The sequence below is a fragment of the Rhodobacter lacus genome, assembly GCF_042683065.1.
Lineage (GTDB): Bacteria > Pseudomonadota > Alphaproteobacteria > Rhodobacterales > Rhodobacteraceae > Rhodobacter > Rhodobacter lacus.
On the sequence record NZ_JBHUIX010000013.1, the window covers coordinates 702,815 to 726,269 of the forward strand.

A 23,455-nucleotide genomic window follows, 5' to 3' on the forward strand; every position below is an offset into this window, starting at 1 on the left:
TGGCGCAATAAGGCGGCCTGTCGAGGCCGCGCGCGTGGTCAGGCGAGAGGCAAAATAACGATGAAGCGGCTGCCTTCGCCTTTCTCGCTTTCCACTTTCATGCGGCCACGGTGGCGCGAGATGATGTGTTTGACGATTGCCAGCCCGAGCCCGGTGCCGCCCTGTTCGCGGGAGCGGTGGCTGTCGATGCGGTAGAACCGCTCGGTCAGCCGCGGCAGGTGGATCGCCTCGATCCCCTCGCCCTTGTCCGCGACCACGACTTTCAGCGCCGCGCCGCGCAAAACCGGTTCATAGTCGATCCGCTCCACCTCCAGCCGCACCTCGCCACCCGCTCCGCCATATTTGATCGCGTTCTCGATCAGGTTGGTGAAGACCTGGGTCAGCTGATCCGGGTCGCCCGGGATCTTGAGCCCCTCTGTCAGCCCCTCCCGCAACAGCGCAACCTTCCGCGCCTCGGCCAGCGGCGCAAGCGCCTGCATCGCGCCCCGCAGCACCGTGCCCAGATCCACCGCCGCTGTCGGGCGCCGCCGCTCTTCCGATTCGACCCGGCTGAGCGAGAGCAGATCCCCCACCAGCCGGTTCATCCGCCCCGCCTCGCGCTCCATGATCGCCAGAAAACGGTCGCGGGCCACAGGGTCATCTTTCGCCGCGCCGCGCAGTGTTTCAACAAACCCCATCAGGGCGGTAAGTGGCGTGCGCAGCTCGTGGCTCACATTGGCCACGAAATCGCGCCGCATCGCCTCGGCATTCTCGACCGCGGTGACATCCTCAAAGGCGAGCACCACCGCCCCCTCTGCCCCGCCGCCGGGCTCGAGCGGCGCCACCGTCACCTGCACCAGCCCTTCTCGCCCGACCGGGCCAAGCCGCAACCGCACCTGTTGGCGCGCGCCGCCCGCGATCACCGTTTCGACCGCATCAATAAGCGGTGGCTGGCGTAAAACCGTCACCAGCGCGCGGTTGGCGAGCCCCTCGCCCAGCATCGCCTCGGCCCCGGCATTGGCGTGGACCACACGCTGCAGGCGAGAGACCACCATGATCGGAAACGGCAAGGCTTCGGAGAAGGAGATTGTTGACGAATCCGGCAAATTTCTGTTCCTTCCACGCGAGCTGAAGCTTGACCCGGCTCAACTTCGGAGAAACCATAGGACTAATCAAGACCGTGTGCATCGGCGAGGGGGCTAGTCGATGCGAAGCCACGGTTCGACTTTCAATGGTGGAGAAACCACCAGCCGCAACGGATGGAGCAATGCCCCCACCTGTCGATGATTTCGAACGCCGTTTGAAGCAACCAGAGGTTGCTTCACTCTCGCTGGCTGGCCGCCGGATTCTGGTTGTCGATCCGTCGCAGGCGCTGCCGCGGGCGTTGCGGGGGGTGACGGGCGCCTCGATCACCATTGCGCGGATGAGCATGCTGGACCCGGAGTTGCTGGCGCGGGTCGCCCCGGATGTGGTGCTGGCGCCGCTGTTCAGCCCCGACCATGATATTCTGGACCTTGCCCGCCTGCTTGACCGGATCGGGTATGAGGGGCCGCTGCGCGCCTATTCCGCGCCGCTGCCCAATACGGCCATCGTCTGCGCCGAGGTGCGCCAGATCTGGGGCGCCCGCGATTTTGCGATTCTCGAAGTGTCGGCCAGCGTGAACTGAGATCAGCGTGAACTGAGATCAGCCGAGCGCGGTGAGCCCGGCGCGGAACCGCGCCGCATTGGCGCGGTAATGCGCGGCAGATTTCAAGAGCCGGGCCTGAGCGGCCGCATCGAGCATCCGCACCACCTTGCCCGGCGCCCCCATCACAAGGCTGCCCTCCGGGATCTCTTTGCCCTCGGTGATCAGCGCACCCGCCCCGATCAGGCAGCCCCGGCCAATTTTTGCGCCGTTGAGCACCGTTGCCCCCATGCCGATCAGGGTGCCGTCACCAATCGTGCAGCCATGCAGCATCGCCTTGTGACCAATGGTGCAATTGGCGCCGATCACGAGCGGAAAGCCCATATCGGTGTGGCAGATCACGTTTTCCTGCACATTGGAGCCGCGGCCAACGCGAATCTCTTCATTGTCGCCGCGCAGCGTGCAGCCAAACCAGACCGAGGCTTCCTCTTCCAGCACCACCTTGCCGATCAGATTGGCATCGGGCGCCACCCAGGCGCCCTGCCCCAGCACCGGCGCCACGCCGTCGAGCGCATAGATCATCGGTTCTCGAACTCCCTGTTCAGGCCGCGCACAAATTCGGTCAGCCCCGGCTGGCGCACGGCCCGCGCGCGCTCGGCTTGCAAAATCACCCGCAGCTCCGCCTCGGAGATCTCCAGATCGCGGTTGATCACCACATAATCATATTCGCCCCAATGGCTGATCTCGTCGCGGCTTTTTGCCATCCGCCCGGCAATCACCTCATCGCTGTCTTGCGCGCGCATGCGCAGCCGCGCCTCCAGATCGGCAATGGTCGGCGGCAGGATGAACACGGAGACCACATCCTGCGCCAGAACCGAGCGGCGCACCTGTTGACCGCCCTGCCAGTCAATGTCGAGGATCACGTCATGCCCCTCGGCCAGCCGGGCCTCTACCGGCGCGCGCGGCGTGCCGTAAAGATTGCCGAACACCTCGGCATGTTCGAGCATTTCGCCCGCCGCGACCATCTCCTCAAATCCCTCGCGGCTCTTGAAGTAATAGTCGCGCCCGTCCACCTCACCGGACCGCGGCGCGCGCGTTGTGGCAGAAACGGAGAACCGCATGGTCTCATCCCAAGCCATCAAACGCTTGGCAAGGCTTGATTTTCCCGCACCAGAGGGCGAGGAAAGGATGATCAGCAGGCCCCGGCGGCGCATCTCGGGCATGTTTTACTCCACATTCTGGATCTGCTCGCGCATCTGGTCGATGACATGCTTCAGGTCAAGCCCGATCGTGGTCAATGCCGTCGAGCCGGATTTGGAGCACAGAGTATTCGCCTCGCGCACGAATTCCTGCGTCAAAAACTCGAACTTCCGCCCCACCGGCGCCGATTCGGCCAAAAGCGCCCGCGCGGCGGCCAGATGCGCGCGCAGCCGGTCAATCTCTTCGGTGACATCAGCCTTAACGGCCAAAAGCGCGAGTTCCTGCGCCACGCGCGGCGCATCGGCCCCCGGCGCATTCTCCATCACCCGTGCGAGCGCAGCGCTCAGCGCGGCCGCGGTTTCGGGGCGGCGTGCCTCGGCCACTTCGGCCGCCTGCTCGGTCAAATCGCTGATTCTGTCGAGTTGCGCCGCAATCACGCCACAAAGTTGCAGCCCCTCGGCGGCCCGCATCGCCACAAAATCGCCCAAAACATTACCAAGCCCCGCCAGCACCGCCGCTTTCAGCGCCGCAGGGTCAGCCCCTTCGCCCCCCCCTTGCGCCACCACCCCGCGCAAGGCGAGAAGATCGGTGGCGCGGCAGGGGGCCAGCGTCAGCCCATGCGCGCGGGCGGTTTCCTCCACCTCCCGCAACGCGCTGAGCGCCGCGCCAAGTGCGGGCATCGACAGATCCAGCCTCTCTGTTCCGCTTTGCGCTGTAACCTTTAGAGAAAGCTGAATATTTCCGCGCGCGGCAGCCTGCGCAACTGCCGCGCGCACCTCGGCCTCCAGCCCCTCGATCTCGGGCAAGCGCAGGCGCAAATCGAGCCCCTTGCCATTGACGGCGCGGATTTCCCACGCCCACTCCTGTCCTTCGGCGGCTCCTGCCGCGGAGGCGAAAGCCGTCATTGAGCGCAGCCCCGAAGCGGGGGGCGCGGGCGTGCGGGATCTATTTGCAAGTTTAACCATTTAAAACTTTAGTTCTCCGTGTGGCCGAAAAAGGGCGTATTAAGAGTTCAGTAAGGATTTCGCTCCCGGGGTCAACAGAAAGACCCATTTCGCCAAAGGCCGGAGCGCCAGGATGCGCAGTGCCCCCCGCTCGGGGCCGGATACGGGATAGAGAAGATGGACCACGACCACGACATGAAAGATCAACTGGCTCGTCTGGGAGACATCGGCGTGGGTCGTCGGGTTGTCTCGCAGATGCGGGCCTATTGGGAAGGGCTGCGCCAAGGCCGCGATGTGCCGGCGCGGGCCGAGATTGACCCGCGCGGGCTGCAAAACACGCTCGAATATGCCTTCATTCTTGAGCGCGTCGCCCCCGGCATGGGCCGGTTCCGCCTTGCGGGCATGCATCTCAATGATCTGATGGGGATGGAAGTGCGCGGCATGCCGCTCACCGCGCTCTTCACCCCCGAGGGCCGCAAGCGCGTGGCCGATGCGACCGAGGCGGTGTTCTCGGGCCCGTCGATTGCCGAGCTTGTGCTGACCGCCGAGGCGGGGATTGGCAAGCCGCCGATGACGGCGCGGATGATCCTTTTGCCGATGAAATCCGACATGGGCGATGTGACGCGCATCCTTGGCTGCCTCGTGGCAGAAGGTCAGGGCATCGGCCGCACGCCGCGCCGCTTCCTTGTTGAGGCCTCGCATGTCGAGCCGGTCAAACTGGGCGTGCCGACCCCGGCCAAGACGCCTGCGCCGGTCCGCCCCGAAGCCTTTGGCCTTGGCGAGCGCCTGCCGCATTTTGGCAAACCCGCCGCGCCGGTCGCGCCGGTCGCGCAGGTGCCACGTGTGGCGCAACCGCCCAAGCCCGCCTTCGCCGCCCGCACGCCCGAAGAGCGCCGCGCGATGTTTCGTGTTGTCAGCAACGACTGAGCGATTGCCGCGACAGGCAATAAGAATAGGCCCGGGATGCACCCGGGCCTTTCTATTTAATCTCAAAAGATTGCGCGGCGCTCTTAAAGCCCCGCAGCCTTCTTCATCATGCGCCGGTCTTGCAGTTCCTCAGCCACGAGGAAGGCCAGTTCCAGCGATTGGCTGGCATTGAGCCGCGGGTCGCAGGCGGTGTGATAGCGGCTCGAAAGATCTTCGTCCGAGACCGCGCGCACGCCGCCGGTGCATTCGGTCACGTCTTTGCCGGTCATCTCGAAATGCACGCCCCCCGGGATCGTGCCCTCGGCCTTGTGCACGGCGAAGAACTCGCGCACCTCGCGCAGCACCGAGTCAAACGGGCGGGTCTTGAAGCCCGAGGCCGATTTGATCGTGTTGCCGTGCATCGGGTCGCAAGACCAGACCACTTGCGCACCTTCGGCCTGCACGGTGCGGATCAGCCGCGGCAGATGCTCGCCCACCTTGCCCGCGCCAAACCGCGCGATCAGCGTGAGGCGCCCCGGCTCGTTTTGCGGATTGAGCTTTGCCATCAACACCTTGAGGTCTTCCTCGGAGGTTGAGGGGCCGCATTTGAGGCCAATCGGGTTTTGCACGCCACGGCAATATTCGACATGGGCCCCGTCCACCTGACGGGTGCGGTCGCCGATCCAGAGCATATGGCCCGAGCCCGCCACCGGCAGGCCGGTGGTGCTGTCGATCCGGCACAGCGCCTCTTCATATTCGAGAAGCAGCGCCTCGTGTGAGGTATAGAAATCAACCGCCGCCAGCTCATGCGCGGTTTCCGAGGTCACGCCCGCGGCGGCCATGAAATCCAACGCATCCGAGATCCGCTCCGCCACTTCGCGGTAGCGCGCCGCTTCATCTTCGTCGGTAAAGCCGGAAATCCAGCTTTGCACGCGGTGAATATCGGCATAGCCCCCGGTCGAGAAGGCGCGCAGAAGGTTCAGCGAGGCCGCGGCCTGGGTGTAGGCGGTGAGCATCCGCGCCGGATCGGGCGTGCGGGCGGCCTCGGTCGCCTCAAACCCGTTGATGATATCGCCGCGGTAGGACGGATATTCGACCCCGCCGATCATCTCGGTCGGCGCCGAGCGCGGCTTGGCAAATTGCCCGGCCATCCGGCCCACCTTGATCACCGGCACTTTCGCGCCCCAGGTGAGCACGATTGCCATCTGCAACAGCACCTTGAACGTGTCGCGCAGGTTATCGGCCGAAAATTCCGTGAAGCTTTCGGCACAATCGCCGCCCTGCAGCAGGAAGGCTTCGCCCTTCGCCGCCTTGGCGAGATCGGCCTTGAGCCGGCGTGCCTCGCCGGCAAAGACGAGCGGCGGCAGGTGGCCGAGCTGCGCCTCGACGGCGGCGAGCGCCGTCGCATCCGGATAATCGGGCATCTGCACCCGCGGTTTCGCGCGCCAGTCCGATTTCATCCATGCCTTGGCCATCTTGCCCTCCGAGATCTTGATCGCCCGGCTTATAAAGCCCGCGCGCGCCAAGGCAAACCCGTTTTTGCGCCCGCCCCTGCCAGAAAGCGACCTGACCCGGGGCTGTCGATGTCGATTTTCACCGTTCTGTCACAGAGGGCTTGCAGATATGCAGAAAGGCTGTATCTGTGCAAAAACCGACACATCTGAGGTCGCAAATGCGGCTGCCTTCCGCCACTCCCAGAACCCATTCCCGCCCTGCCCCGTCGCAAGGCACGGTCCGGCTCAATGCGCCCGAGCGCAAGCGTCGGTTTATCTTTCTGTTGCTGGATCGTTTCACGATGATGGCCTTCGCTTCGGCGATCGAGCCGCTGCGGCTGGCCAATCAGGTTTCGGGGCAAAAGATCTATGACTGGAAGCTTGCCTCCGAGGATGGGCAGGATGTCACCTGCTCAAACGGCACGGTGCTGCGTGTCGATATGGGGCTGGATGAAGTCACCCGCGATGACACCGTGCTCGTTTGCGGCGGCATTGATGTGGCCGAGGCAACGACAAAACAGATCCTGAACTGGCTGCGCCGCGAGGCGCGGCGGGGCGCCACCATGGGCGGGCTTTGCACCGGCGCCTGGGCGGTGGCGAAGGCGGGGCTCCTTGACGGCAAGCGCGCCACCATTCACTGGGAAAACCAGGACAGCTTTTTTGAAGATTTCGAGGGCGTCAAACTTGCCAAATCGGTCTTTGTGATCGACGGCAACCGGCTCACCTCGGCGGGCGGCACCGCCTCGATCGACCTGATGCTCAAGCTCATTGCGCGCGACCATGGCGAGGGGCTTGCCAATACTGTTGCCGACCAGCTCATCTACAACTCGATCCGCACCGACCAGGACAGCCAGCGCCTGTCGATCCCGACCCGGATCGGCGTGCGCCACCCCAAGCTTGCGCAGGTGATCGGCCGGATGGAGGCGAATATCGAGGAGCCGATCAGCCCCTCGAAACTTGCCGAAGAGGTTGGCATGTCGACGCGGCAGCTCGAACGGCTGTTCCGGCGCTACCTGAACCGCTCGCCCAAGCGCTACTACATGGAAATCCGCCTGCAAAAGGCGCGCAACCTGCTGATGCAAACGGAAATGAGCGTGATCAACGTTGCGCTTGCCTGCGGTTTTGCCAGCCCGTCGCACTTTTCCAAATGCTACCGCGCGCATTACCGCACCACGCCCTATCGGGAGCGGGGCACCTCGGGCGCTCCGGGCGAGCCGGGCAGCTTCGACCCGACCCTGATGGCGGATCTCGACTTTGACCCGGAAGCGGATTTCGACCCGGAATTCGACGATGATCTCGCCGATGACCTGCCCGAATGAGCCGCACCACGGTGCCCCGGGGCGCGACGATAACGCACCCCGTTCCGGCAGGCGCCGGGCAAAACCTGACCAACTGGCCTATTTTCTTTTCCAGTCGTCGGTTTTAACCTGCGCGCCCAGGACAATGTTCCAACATGGGAGTGAACATATGAAGAAGCTTCTCCTGGCCAGCGCTGCCCTCGCCCTGACGGCTGGTGGCGCTTTTGCCGATGACGTCAAGCTCGGGATCTCGCTCGGTTTCACGGGCCCGCTCGAATCGATGTCGCCGGCCATGGCCGATGGCGCCGAACTGGCGATGAAGGAAGTGAGCGACTCGGGCAAGTTCATGGGCGGCTCCACTGTCACCTCTGTGCGCGGTGACAGCACCTGCATCGACTCGGCCGCGGCCTCCGCCACCGTTGAAAAACTGATCACCGCGGATGGCGTCAAAGGCATCGTCGGCGGCATGTGCTCGGGCGAAACCACCGCCTCGCTGCAAAACGTGGCCATGCCGAAGGGCATGGTGATGATTTCGCCCTCGGCCACCTCGCCCGCGCTCTCGACGCTTGACGACAATGGCCTGTTCTTCCGCACCTCGCCCTCTGATGCGCGCCAGTCCGACGTGATGACCGACATCATCATGGAGCACGGCATCAAATCGGTCGCGCTCACCTATACCAACAACGACTATGGCAAGGGCCTTGCCGACAGCTTTGCCGCGGCGTTTGAAGCCAAAGGCGGCACGGTCACGATCAATGCCGCGCATGATGACGGCAAGCCGGACTATTCTGCCGAAGTCGCCGCGCTCGCCGCAGCGGGTGGCGATGCGCTCGTGATCGCGGGCTATGTCGATCAGGGCGGCTCGGGTATCCTGCGCGGTGCGCTCGACACCGGCGCGTTTGAAACCTTCGTCTTCCCGGATGGCATGGTCGGCTCCGCGCTCGAAACCAATTTCGGCGCCGAGGTGAACGGCTCCTTCGGGCAGATGCCGTCTTCCGAAGGGGAAGGCAAAGACAAGTTCCTCGCGCTGGCCACCGCCGCGGGCTTCGACGGCTCGGGCGTTTACTCCGCGGAAGCCTATGACGCTGCCGCGCTGATCATGCTTGCTATGGCCGCCGCGAACTCCACCGACCCCTCCGTCTACAAGGAAAAGGTGATGGATGTCGCCAATGCTCCGGGCGAGAAAATCCTGCCCGGCGAGCTTGGCAAGGCGCTTGAGCTGATCGCCGAAGGCAAGGACATCGACTATCAGGGCGCGTCCTCGGTGGAACTCATCGGCGCGGGCGAATCCGCCGGCACCTTCCGCGAGATCGAGGTGAAGGACGGCAAGATCGAAACCGTCCGCTATCGCTGAGGCGGAAACCAAGACCGAGACAGCCCGGAGAAATCCGGGCTGTTTCCTTTGAAAACAAGGCCGAAAACGGCGAATACCGGCCCGAACCGGGCCACCAAGGGGAAACATGATCCGGGTCGAGAACCTGCACAAGCACTTTGGCGGCTTTCATGCCGTCGATGGTGCCTCGCTCGAAATCGCCACCGGCTCGATCACCGGGTTGATCGGACCGAATGGCGCGGGCAAATCGACGCTCTTCAATGTCATCGCCGGGGTGCACAAGCCCACATCGGGCCGGGTGACGATGGATGGCGAGGACATCACCGGCCTCGCGCCGCATGAGCTTTTTCACAAGGGGCTGTTGCGCACCTTCCAGATTGCGCATGAATTCCCCACCATGACGGTGCGCGAAAACCTGATGATGGTGCCGGGCGGGCAATCGGGCGAGCGGCTCATGAATGCATGGTTTGGCCGCAAGCGGATTGCAGAGGAAGAGGCCGAGCTTCTGAAGAAAGCCGATGAAGTTCTTGACTTCCTGACCATTTCTCACCTGAAAGACGAGCGCGCCGGGAACCTCTCGGGCGGCCAGAAAAAGCTTCTGGAGCTGGGCCGCACGATGATGGTCGAGGCGAAGATCGTGTTTTTGGACGAGGTTGGCGCCGGGGTAAACCGGACGCTTCTGAACACCATCGGCGATGCGATCGTGCGGCTCAACAAGGAGCGCGGCTATACGTTTTGCGTGATCGAGCATGACATGGATTTCATCGGTCGGCTCTGCGATCCGGTGATTGTCATGGCCGAGGGCAAGGTGCTGGCCGAGGGCAGCCCGGAAACGATCATGCAAAACGAGGCGGTGATCGAGGCCTATCTCGGGCGGGGCTTGAAGAACAAGATCAAGGCGGGGGCGTCGGCATGACGGGATTTTTCCTCATCAAACAGGGCGTCATGGGCTCCCGCGGGGGCGCGCAATGAGCTTTCTCGATGCCTCTGAAATGACGGGCGGCTATGGCGCTGCCGATATTTTGCACGGCTGCACGCTCAAGGTCGAAAAAGGCCAGATCGCGGTGATCGTCGGCCCCAACGGTGCGGGCAAATCCACCGCGATGAAGGCGGTGTTTGGCATGCTCAAGCTGCGCGCGGGCCGTGTCACGCTGGACGGCAAGGACATCACCGCCCTTTCGCCGCAGGAGCGGGTGAAAAAGGGCATGGGCTTCGTGCCGCAGGTGAACAACGTGTTCCCGACGATGACGGTTGAAGAAAACCTCGAAATGGGCGCCTTCATCCGCGAGGATGATTTTTCCGAGACGATGGAGCAGGTCTACGAGCTGTTCCCGATCCTGCGCGAGAAGCGCCACCAGAACGCGGGCGAGCTTTCGGGCGGGCAGCGCCAGCAGGTCGCCGTGGGCCGCGCGCTGATGACAAAGCCGAAACTCCTGATGCTCGACGAGCCCACCGCGGGCGTCTCCCCCATCGTGATGGACGAGCTTTTCGACCGCATCATCGAGGTGGCGCGCACCGGCATCTCGATCCTGATGGTGGAACAAAACGCCCGGCAGGCGCTCGAGATCGCCGATCAGGGCTATGTGCTCGTGCAGGGCGCGAACAAATACACCGACACCGGCGCGGCCCTGATGGCTGACCCCGAGGTCCGGCGCACTTTCCTCGGGGGCTGAGATGGATCTTCTCAACGCATTCATCGCGGTGCTGAACTATGTCATCGTGCCCGCCACCGCTTACGGCGCGCAACTTGCGCTTGGCGCGCTCGGTGTCACGCTGATCTACGGCATCTTGCGCTTTTCCAACTTCGCCCATGGCGACACGATGGCCTTTGGCACGGCGCTGACAATCCTTGTGACATGGGCGTTTCAGGCGCTCGGCATCAGCTTTGGCCCGCTGCCCACCGCGCTCCTCGCCCTGCCCTTCGGCATCCTTGGCACTGCCGCTTTTGTGCTGGGCACAGACCGCGTGGTCTATCGCTACTACCGCACCATCCGCGCCGCGCCCATTTACATCACCATGGTCTCGGTGGGGGTGATGTTCGTGATGACCGGGCTCACCCGCTTCATCATCGGCGTCGGCGAGATCAAGTTTGACGATGGCGCGCGCTTCCTGATCACCGCGCGCGAGTTCAAGACCCTGACGGGCCTTGCCGAACCGCTCGCGATCCGCTCGACGCAGGCGATCACCCTGGTTGCCGCGGGGCTCGTGGTCTGGGCGCTGTTTTGGTTCCTCGCCAAGACCCGCACCGGCAAATCAATGCGCGCCTATGCCGACAACGAAGATCTGGCACTTCTCTCCGGCATCGACCCGAACCGGGTGGTGATGGTGACATGGATCATTGCCGCAGCGCTCGCCACAATCGCCGGGACGCTCTACGGCCTTGATAAATCGTTCAAGGCTTTCAACTACTTCCAGATGCTTCTTCCAATCTTTGCGGCGGCGATCGTGGGCGGGCTCGGCAACCCTCTCGGCGCCATCGCCGGGGGCTTCGTGATCGCCTATTCCGAGGTTGCCGTCACCTATGCCTGGAAAAAGGTCGCGATGTATCTGATCCCGGGCTGGGAGCCAGAGAGCCTGCTGCAACTGCTGTCGACCGAATATAAATTCGCCGTCAGCTTCGCGATCCTGATCATCGTTTTGCTGTTCAAGCCCACCGGGCTCTTCAAGGGGAAATCGGTATGAGCACGCATCAACCGAAAGCCGCGAAGGGCGGCAACTGGCGTGCGCCGGCCATGTTTGGGGCGCTCGCGGTGCTCTTCATTCTGGAGGGCACGGTCTCCAATGCCATGTTTTCCGGCCATTGGGATAACGCGCTCGGGATCCTGCGCGTGGGGCTGATCTCGGCCATTCTCGCGCTGGGCGTCAACATCCAATGGGGCTATGCGGGGCTTTTCAACACTGGTGTCGTCGGTTTTCTGGCGCTGGGCGGGCTTGCGCCGGTGCTGATCGCCATGCCGCCGACCGAGGGCGCCTTTGCGGCGGGCGGCTGGGGCATTCTCTTTGCCTTTGCCGTGGCCATCGTCACGCTGATTGTTGCGATCACCCTGTTCAACCGGATGCAGGGCAAGCTGCGCGGCTGGGTGGTGACGGCGGTGCTGATCCTCGGCTTTGCCGCCTATCGCAGCCTCTTTGACCCGGCTGTGGCGGCGATTCAGGCGATCAACCCGGCGGCGACCGGCTATCTGGGCGGGCTGGCGCTGCCCACGCTGATTTCCTGGCCGGTGGGGATGGCGCTGGCCGCCGGTGCGGCCTGGATCGTCGGCAAGACCGCGCTTGGCCTGCGCTCGGATTACCTTGCCATTGCCACGCTCGGCATCGGCGAGATCATCGTTGCGATTTTGAAAAACGAGGAATGGCTCGCGCGCGGTGTGCTCAACGTGAACGGCATCCCCCGCCCCTGGCCCGTGCCCTATGAGACCGACCTGCAGCAAGATCCGGGCTTTGTCGCGCGCGCGGCAAGCTTTGGGCTCGACCCGATGATCGGCTCGACGATCCTTGTGAAGCTGCTCTACATCGCGCTGTTCGTCGCAGTGCTCGCGCTTTTGATGGGAGCGGCACAACTCGCGCTCAAATCGCCCTGGGGGCGGATGATGCGCGCGATCCGCGACAATGAGGTGGCCGCGAGCGCCATGGGCAAGAATGTCACCGGGCGGCACCTGCAGATCTTCATTCTGGGCTGCACCGTGCTGGGGCTGGCGGGCGCGATGATGATCTCGCTCGACGGGCAGATGACACCTTCAAGCTACAACCCGCTGCGCTACACCTTCCTGATCTGGGTGATGGTGATCGTGGGCGGTTCGGGCAACAACTGGGGCGCGGTGCTTGGGGGCCTGCTGATCTGGTTTGTCTGGATCAAGGCGGGCGAATGGGGGCCGCTGTTGATGGGCATCGTGGCGACCGGCCTCTCGGAGGGCAGCGTGAAGGAGCACCTTCTCGATGCCGCGCCGCAAATGCGGCTGGTGATCATGGGCGCGATCTTGCTGCTTGTGCTGCGCTTCAGCCCGCGCGGTCTCTTGCCCGAAAAGTGAGCACAGGAGGGGGGCGCTGCCCCCCTCGGCCTGCGGCCTCACCCCCCGGGATATTTGCACAAAGTCGAAGGCCGCCCGCTTTTGCGCCTTGGCATCAGTCGCAAGCGCAGCCCGGCCCCTTGCGGCAGGTTTTCACGCGGCTGATGCAACTGTCGCCACAGGCCTTGCCCTTGGAACAATGCTTGCAACAGGCGTAGCTTTGCAGCGGCGCGTGTTGCGCAGAGGCAATCGCCTGCAGCTGCCCGAATGCGCTGACGGGCGCGTCTGGCACCGGTTGATCCTGCGCAAGAGCCGCGCAGGCGATCCCCGATCCGAGCGCAAGAAACAGCGCCATTGCTTTGAAATTCATGATCTCTCCAGCTTCAGCCTGAATGCCGCAAACCCTACGCCTTGGCCGTGCGGCGGCAAGGGCAACCGCGCCCGGCCCCCCTCTGCCGAGACAATCGGCCTCACCGCCTGGCTTTTGGCTCAGATCAAAATTCCCGAAGGCGCCCGAAGGCGGCGCGCCCGGCCTCTTGCTTTCGCGCCAAACCCCGCCTATTGCCGAGCCATGACCCAGCATCAGCGCCTTCTCATCATCGACTTCGGCTCTCAGGTGACGCAGCTCATCGCGCGGCGTCTGCGCGAGCTGAATGTTTATTGCGAAATCCATCCCTATCAGAACGTCACCGATGCGTTTCTGGCCGATTTCGCGCCCCAAGCCATCATCTTCTCGGGCGGCCCGGATTCGGTCACCCGGGAGGGCTCGCCCCGTCCGCCCCAATCCGCCTACACGCTCGGCGTGCCGATCCTCGGCATCTGCTATGGCCAGCAGGTGATGATGCAGGATCTTGGCGGCCTTGTGGAAGCGGGCCAGAGCCACACCGCCGAATTCGGCCGCGCCTATGTGACCCCGGCGGGGCACCTGCCGCTCCTTGAAGGCTGGTTTGACGAGGGCCGCGAACAGGTCTGGATGAGCCACGGCGATCACGTCAGCAAGATCGCGCCCGGCTTTGAGGTCTATGGCACCTCGCCCGGCGCGCCCTTTGCGATCACCGCCGATCCCGCGCGCGCCTTCTTTGCGGTGCAGTTCCACCCCGAGGTGCACCACACGCCGCGCGGCGCGAAGCTTTACGAGAATTTCGTCCGCCTTGCCGGCTTTACGGGGGATTGGACGATGGCGGGCTACCGCCAGCAGGCGATCGAACAGATCCGCGCGCAGGTTGGCGATGCCCATGTCATCTGCGGCCTCTCGGGCGGCGTGGACAGCTCTGTGACCGCGATCTTGCTGCATGAAGCGATTGGCGAGCAGCTCACCTGCGTCTTTGTGGACCACGGCCTTTTGCGCCTTGGCGAGGCCGAGCAAGTGGTCTCGATGTTCCGCGACAATTACAACATCAAGCTGATCGCGGCGGATGAAAGCGACCTCTTCCTCGGTGCGCTTGAGGGCGTGTCCGACCCCGAGGTGAAGCGCAAGACAATCGGCAAGCTCTTCATCGACGTGTTCCAGAAATACGCCAATGAAATCGAGAATGCCGAGTTTCTCGCCCAGGGCACGCTTTACCCCGACGTGATTGAATCGGTCTCCTTCTCGGGCGGGCCCTCGGTCACGATCAAATCGCACCACAATGTCGGTGGCCTGCCCGAAAAAATGGGCCTCAAGCTTGTCGAGCCGCTGCGCGAGCTCTTCAAGGATGAGGTCCGCGCGCTGGGGCGCGAACTGGGCCTGCCCGAAAGCTTCATCGGCCGCCACCCCTTCCCGGGGCCTGGCCTTGCGATCCGCTGCCCGGGCGAGATCACGCGTGAAAAGCTCGAAATCCTGCGCAAGGCGGATGCGGTCTATATCGACCAGATCCGCAAGCACGGGCTTTATGACGAGATCTGGCAGGCCTTTGTGGCGATTTTGCCGGTGCGCACGGTCGGCGTGATGGGCGACGGGCGCACCTATGACTATGCCTGCGCGCTGCGCGCGGTGACGAGCGTGGATGGCATGACGGCGGATTACTACCCCTTCAGCCATGCGTTCCTTGGCGAGACGGCAACACGGATCATCAATGAAGTCAAAGGCATCAATCGTGTGACTTATGACATCACCTCGAAGCCGCCGGGCACGATAGAGTGGGAATGAATCGGGCCAAGGGACGTGAATCGTGACGCTGATCCATCTGCACGGCAGTTTGACCTGCTCAACGCAAGATCAGCGCCGCACTCTGATCGCGGCCCTTCCGGTGCATATGCGCAAGAGCCTCACAGAGCCGGGCTGCCTGTTTTACGAGATCACGCAAGCGGAAAGCCCGCTCAGCTGGCAGATCGAGGCGGGGTTTGCCTCGCCGGCTGCGCATGAAACCTATGAGGCAGAGCTTGTGACCTCCCCCTTCGGGGTGGCTTGCGCCGGGGTGCAACGGCAAACCAACCTGGCAGAAAAAGCGCCGGAAATCCGCCGCGAAACCCCCAGTGACGCGCGCGCCATTTCGGGTCTGCTCAATGCCGCTTTCGGCGGGCCGGATGAGGCTGAACTCGTCGAAAAGCTGCGCACCACCCAGGCTTTGGCGCTTTCGCTTACGGCGAAGTTCGGCACGGTGACGCTCGGCCATATCGCCTTTTCGCCGGTCATCGCCCCGTTTCCGGCCTGGGCCCTCGCGCCGCTTGCGGTGCGCGCGCCCGTGCGGTCTCAGGGGATCGGGGCCGCGCTCACGCGCGCGGGGCTGGCGCTGGCGCAAAAATGCGGCATTCAGGCCGTGTTCGTATTGGGAGACCCAGCTTATTTCAGCCGCTTCGGCTTTTCTGCCGAGGCCGCGCAGGGCTATCAGAGCCCCTATGCCGGGGCGCATTTTCAGATGATCAATCTTGCGGGCAGCTATCTTCCCAAAGGGCCGATCCGGCACGCGCCCGCATTCGACGCGCTCTGAACACCGGGGCGCCGCCCGTCACCGCTGCGCGAGCGCCTCTGAGAGCACGCGGTGCAACACATCGCGCGGCACATCCGCAGTTACGAACGCCTCGCCAATGCCATGGGCAAGAATGAAGCGAAGCTTGCCGTCGAGCACTTTTTTATCTTGCGCCATAAGCGCAATCAGCCCATCGGCATCTGGAAGATCTCCTTCAATATCAGAGAGATCGACCTTCATCTTCATGTTGCGCAAATGGGCGCGCACGCGCGAGGGCGCCTCTTGGCTGCACAGGCCGAGCCGCTGCGACAGCTCAAACGCCAGCGCGCAGCCAATCGCCACCCCCTCGCCATGCAAAAGCCGCGCGCCATAGCCGGTCGCCGCCTCAAGCGCATGGCAGAATGTATGGCCGAGGTTCAAGAGCGCGCGCTCGCCCTCCTCGGTCTCGTCGCGCGCGACGATGCCCGCCTTCATCTCCACCGAGCGTTTCACCGCATGAAGCCGCGCGGCGACATCGCCGGCCGCCAGCGCCGGGCCATTCACCTCCAGCCAGTCAAAGAAATCGGCATCGCCCAAAAGGCCGTATTTGGCCACCTCGCCATAGCCTGCGAGAAAATCGCGCTCGGTCAGGGTGCCCAAAAGGTCGATATCGGCGAGCACAAGGCTCGGCTGGTGGAATGCACCGATCAGGTTTTTGCCCTGCGGCGCGTTGATCCCGGTTTTGCCGCCGACAGAACTGTCCACCTGCGCCAAAAGCGAGGTCGGGATCTGCACAAAGCGCACGCCCCGGCGCAGCACCGACGCGGCAAAGCCGACGAGATCACCAATCACCCCGCCACCAAAGGCAATCACGATATCCTTGCGCTCGACCTTTTGTTCGAGCAGCCATTCGACCACGCGCTCAAAATGCGGCCAGCTTTTCGTGCCCTCGCCGGGCGGCAGGCGCAGCGCGACCATTTCGATATCGCCCAGCCCCGCACGCAACGCATCCAGATGCAGCCCGGCCACGGTGTCATCGGCCACCACCGCCACGCGCGGGCGCCGCAACAGTGGTGCGATCTCCGCCCCCGCCTGCGCCAGAAGCCCGGTGCCGATGCGCACCTCATAGGCGCGCGCGCCCAGTTCGACCTTCACGATCTCTTTCATGCGTCCTCCGCAAACAGGCCCGGATGGGGTTTGAGCGCCGCAATCACCTTTTGCGCCATCTCGTCGATGCTCAGCCCCGGCTCTGCCGTCACCGTCACCTGCGCAAGTCCGTAAATCGGATAGCGCTTCTCGATCAGCCCGGCGAGCGTGGCGCGCGGGTCTGCCGTGCGCAGCAAGGGCCGGGTGTTCTTGCCCTTCACGCGGTTCCACAGCAGGTCAAGATCGGCCTTGAGCCAGCATGACACACCAAGCCGGGCGATCATCTCCCGGTTTGCCTCCGACATGAAGGCCCCCCCGCCGGTAGAGACCACGGCAGGCCGCCCGGTCAGCAACCGCTCGATCACTTCCGATTCGCGGGCGCGGAAAAACGGCTCGCCATCGCGCTCGAAGATCTCCGCCACCGACATCTGCGCGGCGCGCACGATTTCCTCGTCGCTGTCTTGAAACGGCACGGCAAGGGCGCGCGCAAGCGCCGTTCCGACGGCGGTCTTGCCGGCCCCCATCATCCCCACGAGCACGATTGTTTTTTGCAGCCGTGGTGCCGTGCCTTGCTCGCCCTTCACGCCCCCTCCCAGCCCCGCCGGTTCGGCGGGCGCTTGCGCAATCGTGATCTTTGCGCCCTTCAATGGCGTGAAGTTTCCCGAAATGCCATATATAATCTTGCACGCGCGACGTTTCGGCTTCAGGACCGGCCCCGGTGGGGCCGACTGGAGCGTGTTGGCGCGACCGAGCCGAGCAAGAAGAGCAACAAGCAGAAAGCGAAACCATGGGGCGCATCCTTCAGGCTGTCATCGTTCTTGTGATCCTCGCCGTTTTGGGCGTGCTGGGATATGCGTATTTTGGCGACATGCAGGCCGATCCTGTCGCGCAGCGGGCGCCGGTCACCCTGCCCGGGCTCGCGCCGCCCGCCCCGGCCACCGAAACGCCGCCTGCCGTTCCGGCAGCGCCGGTCGTGCCCGAAAGCGCGCCGGTTTTCGGTGGCTCCTCCGCTCCGGCGGAGGCCCCGGGTGGCAACTGATCACACTCTTGCGGCCATGCTTTTGATCGGCGGCGCCGCGGCCGCGCCGGTCTGGGCCGAGGAGCCGATGTCGGCGATCGACTGGCTGTCCTCCTCCGTTTCCGTGGGCTATGCGCGCAGTTCTGATCCGGTCTTGCCGCCGGTTCCGGGGGAGGCGCCGGTGACCGGCACCGGCCCGGTTGAAGAGGTGACGATCGACTCGCTCGACCGGCCCTCGGCGGATGCGCTCGGGCTGATCCCGGCTGCAAGGCTCGGGCTGCCCTCCGGGCTCTGGGGGGCAACGCCCGAAACCGCCCTTGCCACAGCCCTGCGCAAGGAGCGGCTCGACACGCTGCCCTCGGTGCAGAGCTTTTTGCTCGAATTGATGCTGGCCGAACTCGACCCGCCGCAAAACCGCGCGCCGGGGGATGGTGACATGTTGTTCCTCGCGCGGATCGACCGGCTGCTCGACCTCGGCGCGCTCGAACAGGCGATGGCGCTCCTTGAAGAAGCAGATGCCGACGCCCCCGAGATCTTTCGCCGCCGCTTTGATGTGGCGCTGCTGTTGGGGCAGGAAGACCGCGCCTGCGAGATCATGGAAAAGACCCCGGCGGTTGCCCCCTCTTTCCCGGCGCGGATCTTTTGCCTTGCCCGCAGCGGCGACTGGGAGGCGGCGGCCCTCGCGCTGTCCACAGGGCGCGCGCTGGGGCGGATCGAGCCGGACAAGGCCGATCTGCTGGAACGCTTTCTTGATCCGGCGCTCGCCGAAGATCAGCCCGATCTGCCGATGCCCGCCCGCCCCTCGCCGCTCACGTTCCGGCTGATGGAGGCGATTGGCCAGCCGATGGCCACGACCACGCTGCCGGTGGCCTTTGCGCAGGCCGATCTGCGCTCCAACTCCGGCTGGAAGGCGCAGCTTGAGGCCGCCGAGCGCTTGGCAAAGATGGGTGTTTTGGACCCAAACCAGCTCTTTGGCCTTTATACGCAAGACCGCGCGTCCGCTTCGGGCGGGATCTGGGATCGCGTTTCCCTGATTTCGCAACTCGATACCGCGCTCACCGCCGGGCGCACAACGCGCGTTGCGCAGCTTTTGCCGCAGGCATGGGAAGTGATGCAGGGCCAGGAACTTGAGGCCCCCTTCGCGGCGATGGTCGCGCCGCGGCTCGCCGGGCTTACCCTCTCCGATGATGCCGCGCGGCTCGGGTTTCGTCTCGCCCTGCTCACCGCCGATTTCGAGACGGCCGCGCTGAACCCGCCGGACACGGCCCCCGAAACGCAGTTTTTGGTGGCACTTGCGCGCGGCGATACCGCAGCCGTGGCCTCGTCTGACGCGCTCGGGCTGATGCTCAAGCGTGTCTTTGACACCGCGCCCGCCGCGATGGAAGTGCCGGAACCTTACCGCAGGCTTGTGCCGGACGAGCTCGGCGAGGCGCTGCTGCGCGCGATCGACGATATTTCCGAGGGCGCCAAGGGGGACCCGCGTCAGGTCGAGGCGGGGCTGACGCTGTTGCGCAAGGCGGGGATGGAAAGCCTCGCACGGCGCACGGCGCTTGAGCTGGTGATTTTGGAGCGGCGCGGATGATCCGGCTGTCCTTGCGTGAGCGGATTGTGGTGTTTCTTGAAGCACAGGCGGCCGAAGCCGGGGCGGCAAAAAACACCATCGCCGCATATGAGCGTGATCTCAATGACTTCGCTGGCTTTCTTCAAGCCAGGAAATGCGATGTGCTCAGCGTTACCCGCGACGATATCGAGCGCTTTCTGATCCGCCTTGAGGCCGAGGGGCTTGCCAAATCCACCCGCGCGCGGCGGCTCTCCGCAATCCGGCAGTTCTTCCGCTTTGCCTATGAGGAAGGCTGGCGGACAGATAATCCGGCGCTGCAGATCTCTGGCCCCGGCAAGGCCAAGCGGCTGCCCAAAACGCTCACCATCGAAGAGGTCGAGGCGCTTTTAGAGGCCGGGCGCATGCAGGGCCGCACCGAGGCCGAGCAGATCCGCAACCGCGCCCTGATGGAGCTGATCTACGCCACCGGCATGCGGGTGAGCGAGCTTGTGAGCCTTCCCGTCGCCGCCGCGCGCGGCAATCCGGCGATGCTTCTGGTGCGCGGCAAAGGCGGCAAGGAACGGATGGTGCCGCTTTCCCCGCCCGCGCGCGAGGCGCTTGCGGTCTGGCTCCAGACCCGCGACGCGGCGGAGGAAGAGGCGCGGATCGAACGTCGCGCGCCCCCCTCGCGGTTCCTGTTTCCCTCCGCCGCGAAGGAGGGCCATCTGACCCGCCAGGGCTTTCATGCGCTGCTGAAAGACATCGCCGTGGCGGCCGGGATCTCACCTGCCCGCGTCACGCCGCATGTGCTGCGCCACGCTTTCGCCACGCATCTGCTGGAACGCGGCGCCGATCTGCGGGTGATCCAGACGCTTCTGGGCCACGCCGACCTCTCCACCACCGAAATCTACACCCATGTGCTCGATGCCCGGCTCAAAGAGCTGGTGCTGGGCCACCACCCGCTGGCCCGCAAGGCTTGAAGCGCGCCCGCCAACCTCCCATTATCATCACATCATGAGCGATATCACAGCCCTCCTCGACACGGCCTTTTGGCTCAACGCCGGCGCCATCGTCATCCTGCTCGCGCTTTCCGGCTTTTTCTCGGGCTCGGAAACCGCGCTGACCGCCGCCTCACGCCCGAAATTGCGCACCCGCGCCGACAAGGGCGAAAAGGGCGCCGCGCGCGCGCTCGAACTCACCGAAGACAGCGAGCGGCTGATCGGCGCGCTGCTTTTGGGCAACAACGTCGTCAACATCCTCTCCGCCTCGCTCGCGACGGCGCTGCTCACGCGGCTCTTCGGGCAATCCGGGGTGGCCTTGGCGACACTGGTGATGACTGCGCTGGTGCTGATTTTTTCGGAAGTTCTGCCAAAGACCTACGCCATCACCAATGCCGAGAGTTTTGCCGCCCGCGTGGCCCGGGCGGTGGGAATTCTGACCCGGATTCTCGCGCCCATCGTGACCGTTGTGCGGGTGATCGTGCGCGCGATCCTCTGGGTGTTCGGGCTGCGCACCGACGCGAGCCAGAACATGTTTTCGTTTCAGGACGAGATCGCGGGCGCAATCGCGCTTGGCGCCCAGGAGGGCACGGTCGACAAGGATGACCGGGACCGGCTTTTGGGCGCGCTCGATCTGGGCAACCGCACGGTGGAAGAGATCATGCGCCACCGCAGCCAGATCGAGATGATCGACGCCGATGACGACCCGAACGAAGTGCTTGCGCAGGTGCTGGCCTCGTCCCACACCCGGTTGCCGCTCTACAAGGGTGAGCGGGAGAATGTGGTGGGGATCCTGCATTCCAAGGATCTGTTGCGCGCGGTCGAGCGGTTTTTGCGCTCGGGCGACGGCACGCTCGATTCCGTCTCCGACCTCGACATCATGAAAGTGGCGATGAAGCCCTATTTCGTGCCCGAAACCACGCCGCTCGATGAGCAGATGCGCGAGTTTCTCAAGCGCCGCACCCACTTTGCGCTCGTCGTCGACGAATATGGCGATCTGAAAGGGCTGCTCACGCTCGAGGATATTCTCGAAGAGATCGTGGGCGAGATTTCCGACGAATTTGACCCGAAGGGGGAGCGGCAACTCAAACCCACCGGCACGGGCGATTATCTCGTCGAAGGCGCGATGACAATCCGCGACCTGAACCGCGAAACAGACTGGGCGCTGCCGGATGACGAGGCCAATACCGTCGCCGGGCTGGTGATCCATGAGGCGCAGACGATCCCCGAAGTCGGGCAAGTCTTTGCCTTCCACGGGTTCCGCTTCGAGGTCGCGGGCCGCAAGGACAACCGCATCACCCAGCTTAAAATTCGCCCGCTTCTGGCGCAGGAGTAAGGGGGCGCTGCCCCCTCTTGCCCGTTCCGGGCAATTCACCCCCGGGATATTTGCACAAAGTCGAAGCGCCGCGCGCTTTTGCCTTCGACTTTGCGCAAATATCCTCGGGGGGTGAATTTTGCGCGTCAGCGCAAAAGAGGGGGGCAGACAGCCCCCCTCGCTTGCTCAGAGAAACGCGTCCGGCACGGCGGCTTTCTTTTTCGCCACATATTCGGCGAGCGCCTCATTGATGCCGGGGTCGAGCGCGGGGGCCTGATACTCGCCGAGCATCTTCTCGACCCGGCGCGCGGCCAGTTGCGAGGTGTCGCGGGCGCCTTCTTCGTCCCAGGTTTCGAAGGGCTTGTAATCGAAGAGATCGGTTTTCCAGAACGCGCTCTTGAAGTTCGCTTGCGTATGGTCGCAGCCGAGGAAGTGACCGCCCGGGCCAACCTCGCGCAGCGCGTCCATCCCTTGCCCGTTCGCGCTCATGTCGACGCCCGCGGCAAGGCGGTGCAGCACGCCGAGCTGGTCGGCATCCATCACATATTTCTCGTAAGAGGACACCAGCCCGCCCTCAAGCCAGCCGCAGGCGTGGAGCATGAAGTTCACGCCCGACAAAAGCCCGATGTTGAGCGTGTTCGCGGTCTCGTAAGCCGCTTGCGCATCAGGAAGCTTCGAGCCGCAGAAGGCGCCTGCCGAGCGATAGGGCAGCCCAAGCCGCCGGGCGAGTTGCCCCGCGCCAAGGGTGATCTGCGCGGCTTCCGGCGTCCCGAAGGTGGGCGCGCCCGAGTTCATGTCGATCGAGGTGACGAAGGCGCCAAAGATCACCGGCGCGCCGGGGCGAATGAGCTGGCTGTAGGCCACGCCCACCAGTACCTCGGCCAGAACTTGCGTCAGCGTGCCCGCCACGGTGACAGGCGCCATCGCGCCGCCGACGATGAAGGGCGAGATGATGCAGGCCTGGTTCGCCGCGGCATAAACCTCGAGCGCATCCATCATGATCGGGTCGAAGGTGAGCGGCGAGTTGATGTTGACGAGCGAGGTCATCACCGTGTTCTGGTCAACGAAGTCTTCGCCAAACAGGATCTTCGACATCTCGATCGAATCGACGCAGCGCGAGCGCTCGGTGACAGAGCCCATGAAGGGCTTGTCAGAAAGCGTCATATGGGCGTGCAGCATGTCGAGGTGGCGCTTGTTCACCGCCACATCGGTCGGCTCGCAAACGGTGCCGCCCGAATGGTGCAGCCATTTTGACATCTGCCCGAGTTTGACGAAATTACGGAAATCCGCGATCGTTGCATAGCGGCGCCCACCGGCCAGATCGCGCACGAAGGGCGGGCCGTAAACCGGCGCCAGCACAAGATTTTTGCCACCAATGGTAACATTGCGCTCGGGGTTGCGGGCATGTTGGACAAAGCTCGAGGGCGCCGTGGCGCAGAGCTTGCGGGCAAGCCCCTTGGGCAGGCGCACGCGCTCGCCCTGCACATCGGCCCCCGCCTCGCGCCAACGCGCCAGCGCTGCCGGATTGTCGACGAAATTCACGCCGATCTCTTCGAGCACCGTCTCGGCATTCGCTTCGATGATCGCCAGCGCTTCCTCGTTCAGGATCTCGAGGTTGGGGATGTTGCGCTCGATGTATTTGGCAAATTCGACCCGCACCGCGGTGCGTTCGGCGCGGCGTGCCGCCCCGCCACCACCCCGTGCGCGACGCCCGCTGCTTGCCTGTTCCACGACTTCGTTCATTGCGGCCTCCGACTGGACCTAACACTGGCTTTCCCCGCTTTTAG

General features: G+C 64.2%; 23 protein-coding genes. 14 read left to right on the forward strand and 9 right to left on the reverse strand.

Features of this window, described 5'->3' with window-relative positions; translation table 11 throughout:
• Nucleotides 1–38 precede the first annotated feature (38 nt).
• The gene (locus ACFSM0_RS15420) at nt 39–1,085 is read right to left on the reverse strand and encodes an ATP-binding protein (protein ID WP_377392316.1); all 1,047 of its coding nucleotides are present in this window, start codon (nt 1,083–1,085) and stop codon (nt 39–41) included.
• Nucleotides 1,086–1,246: 161 nt separating this feature from the next.
• Between ACFSM0_RS15420 and ACFSM0_RS15425 the strand changes: the two genes are divergently transcribed.
• A complete protein-coding gene (locus tag ACFSM0_RS15425) occupies nt 1,247–1,645 on the forward strand; it encodes a hypothetical protein (protein WP_377392319.1) in 399 nt (132 codons plus the stop codon).
• 18 nt (nt 1,646–1,663) lie between these two features.
• Here ACFSM0_RS15425 and ACFSM0_RS15430 read toward each other — a convergent pair whose 3' ends face one another.
• From ACFSM0_RS15430 to ACFSM0_RS15440, 3 genes are read right to left on the reverse strand one after another with little or no spacing between them, the layout of a single operon-like run.
• Nucleotides 1,664–2,185 (reverse strand): gamma carbonic anhydrase family protein, encoded by a 522-nt coding sequence (locus ACFSM0_RS15430; protein WP_377392322.1) that lies wholly within the window; start codon nt 2,183–2,185, stop codon nt 1,664–1,666.
• Nucleotides 2,182–2,817, reverse strand: coding sequence for a guanylate kinase (gene gmk, locus ACFSM0_RS15435; RefSeq protein WP_377392521.1), 636 nt, complete (start codon nt 2,815–2,817; stop codon nt 2,182–2,184). The genes ACFSM0_RS15430 and gmk overlap by 4 nt, the downstream gene beginning before the upstream one ends.
• Before the next feature lie 12 nt (nt 2,818–2,829).
• Complete coding sequence (locus ACFSM0_RS15440; protein WP_377392325.1) at nt 2,830–3,708, reverse strand: YicC/YloC family endoribonuclease; 879 nt, start codon at nt 3,706–3,708, stop codon at nt 2,830–2,832.
• Nucleotides 3,709–3,924: 216 nt separating this feature from the next.
• On the opposite strand from ACFSM0_RS15440, the gene ACFSM0_RS15445 reads away from it, so the two are divergent.
• Complete coding sequence (locus ACFSM0_RS15445) at nt 3,925–4,674, forward strand: PAS domain-containing protein (protein WP_377392328.1); 750 nt, start codon at nt 3,925–3,927, stop codon at nt 4,672–4,674.
• A gap of 83 nt (nt 4,675–4,757) precedes the next feature.
• Here ACFSM0_RS15445 and ACFSM0_RS15450 read toward each other — a convergent pair whose 3' ends face one another.
• Entirely contained in the window at nt 4,758–6,128 is a 1,371-nt protein-coding gene (locus ACFSM0_RS15450; RefSeq protein WP_377392331.1) for a class II 3-deoxy-7-phosphoheptulonate synthase, read from the reverse strand.
• 197 nt (nt 6,129–6,325) lie between these two features.
• Between ACFSM0_RS15450 and ACFSM0_RS15455 the strand changes: the two genes are divergently transcribed.
• From ACFSM0_RS15455 to ACFSM0_RS15480, 6 genes are all read left to right on the forward strand, one after another.
• Nucleotides 6,326–7,465 (forward strand): GlxA family transcriptional regulator, encoded by a 1,140-nt coding sequence (locus tag ACFSM0_RS15455; protein WP_377392334.1) that lies wholly within the window; start codon nt 6,326–6,328, stop codon nt 7,463–7,465.
• 148 nt (nt 7,466–7,613) lie between these two features.
• Nucleotides 7,614–8,798 carry an ABC transporter substrate-binding protein gene (locus ACFSM0_RS15460; protein ID WP_377392336.1) on the forward strand — a complete coding sequence of 395 codons (1,185 nt, stop codon included), beginning with the start codon at nt 7,614–7,616 and terminating at the stop codon, nt 8,796–8,798.
• A gap of 106 nt (nt 8,799–8,904) precedes the next feature.
• Entirely contained in the window at nt 8,905–9,693 is a 789-nt protein-coding gene (locus ACFSM0_RS15465; protein ID WP_377392339.1) for an ABC transporter ATP-binding protein, read from the forward strand.
• A gap of 52 nt (nt 9,694–9,745) precedes the next feature.
• Entirely contained in the window at nt 9,746–10,450 is a 705-nt protein-coding gene (locus ACFSM0_RS15470) for an ABC transporter ATP-binding protein (protein WP_097070553.1), read from the forward strand.
• 1 nt (nt 10,451) lies between these two features.
• Nucleotides 10,452–11,459, forward strand: coding sequence for a branched-chain amino acid ABC transporter permease (locus tag ACFSM0_RS15475; RefSeq protein WP_377392344.1), 1,008 nt, complete (start codon nt 10,452–10,454; stop codon nt 11,457–11,459).
• A complete protein-coding gene (locus ACFSM0_RS15480; protein ID WP_377392347.1) occupies nt 11,456–12,805 on the forward strand; it encodes a branched-chain amino acid ABC transporter permease in 1,350 nt (449 codons plus the stop codon). The genes ACFSM0_RS15475 and ACFSM0_RS15480 overlap by 4 nt, the downstream gene beginning before the upstream one ends.
• A gap of 94 nt (nt 12,806–12,899) precedes the next feature.
• Here ACFSM0_RS15480 and ACFSM0_RS15485 read toward each other — a convergent pair whose 3' ends face one another.
• Nucleotides 12,900–13,154: a hypothetical protein gene (locus ACFSM0_RS15485; RefSeq protein ID WP_377392350.1), complete on the reverse strand. Its 255-nt coding sequence runs from the start codon at nt 13,152–13,154 to the stop codon at nt 12,900–12,902.
• Between the two features lie 201 nt (nt 13,155–13,355).
• On the opposite strand from ACFSM0_RS15485, the gene guaA reads away from it, so the two are divergent.
• On the forward strand, nt 13,356–14,912 hold the full coding sequence (gene guaA / locus ACFSM0_RS15490) for a glutamine-hydrolyzing GMP synthase (RefSeq protein WP_377392353.1): 1,557 nt from the start codon (nt 13,356–13,358) through the stop codon (nt 14,910–14,912).
• A 22-nt stretch (nt 14,913–14,934) separates the two neighbouring features.
• Nucleotides 14,935–15,693, forward strand: coding sequence for a GNAT family N-acetyltransferase (locus ACFSM0_RS15495; protein ID WP_377392356.1), 759 nt, complete (start codon nt 14,935–14,937; stop codon nt 15,691–15,693).
• A gap of 18 nt (nt 15,694–15,711) precedes the next feature.
• Here the strand turns inward: ACFSM0_RS15495 and aroB are convergent, their stop codons facing one another.
• Entirely contained in the window at nt 15,712–16,818 is a 1,107-nt protein-coding gene (gene aroB, locus ACFSM0_RS15500) for a 3-dehydroquinate synthase (RefSeq protein WP_377392359.1), read from the reverse strand.
• Nucleotides 16,815–17,381, reverse strand: coding sequence for a shikimate kinase (locus ACFSM0_RS15505; protein WP_377392362.1), 567 nt, complete (start codon nt 17,379–17,381; stop codon nt 16,815–16,817). The genes aroB and ACFSM0_RS15505 overlap by 4 nt, the downstream gene beginning before the upstream one ends.
• A gap of 203 nt (nt 17,382–17,584) precedes the next feature.
• On the opposite strand from ACFSM0_RS15505, the gene ACFSM0_RS15510 reads away from it, so the two are divergent.
• From ACFSM0_RS15510 to ACFSM0_RS15525, 4 genes are read left to right on the forward strand one after another with little or no spacing between them, the layout of a single operon-like run.
• Entirely contained in the window at nt 17,585–17,836 is a 252-nt protein-coding gene (locus ACFSM0_RS15510) for a hypothetical protein (RefSeq protein WP_377392365.1), read from the forward strand.
• On the forward strand, nt 17,826–19,397 hold the full coding sequence (locus ACFSM0_RS15515; protein ID WP_377392368.1) for a hypothetical protein: 1,572 nt from the start codon (nt 17,826–17,828) through the stop codon (nt 19,395–19,397). The genes ACFSM0_RS15510 and ACFSM0_RS15515 overlap by 11 nt, the downstream gene beginning before the upstream one ends.
• On the forward strand, nt 19,394–20,335 hold the full coding sequence (locus ACFSM0_RS15520) for a site-specific tyrosine recombinase XerD (RefSeq protein WP_377392371.1): 942 nt from the start codon (nt 19,394–19,396) through the stop codon (nt 20,333–20,335). Before ACFSM0_RS15515 ends, ACFSM0_RS15520 begins: the two co-directional genes overlap by 4 nt.
• Nucleotides 20,336–20,369: 34 nt before the next feature.
• On the forward strand, nt 20,370–21,689 hold the full coding sequence (locus ACFSM0_RS15525; RefSeq protein WP_377392374.1) for an HlyC/CorC family transporter: 1,320 nt from the start codon (nt 20,370–20,372) through the stop codon (nt 21,687–21,689).
• Between the two features lie 165 nt (nt 21,690–21,854).
• Here ACFSM0_RS15525 and ACFSM0_RS15530 read toward each other — a convergent pair whose 3' ends face one another.
• Nucleotides 21,855–23,411 (reverse strand): trimethylamine methyltransferase family protein, encoded by a 1,557-nt coding sequence (locus ACFSM0_RS15530; protein WP_377392377.1) that lies wholly within the window; start codon nt 23,409–23,411, stop codon nt 21,855–21,857.
• Nucleotides 23,412–23,455: the final 44 nt, after the last annotated feature.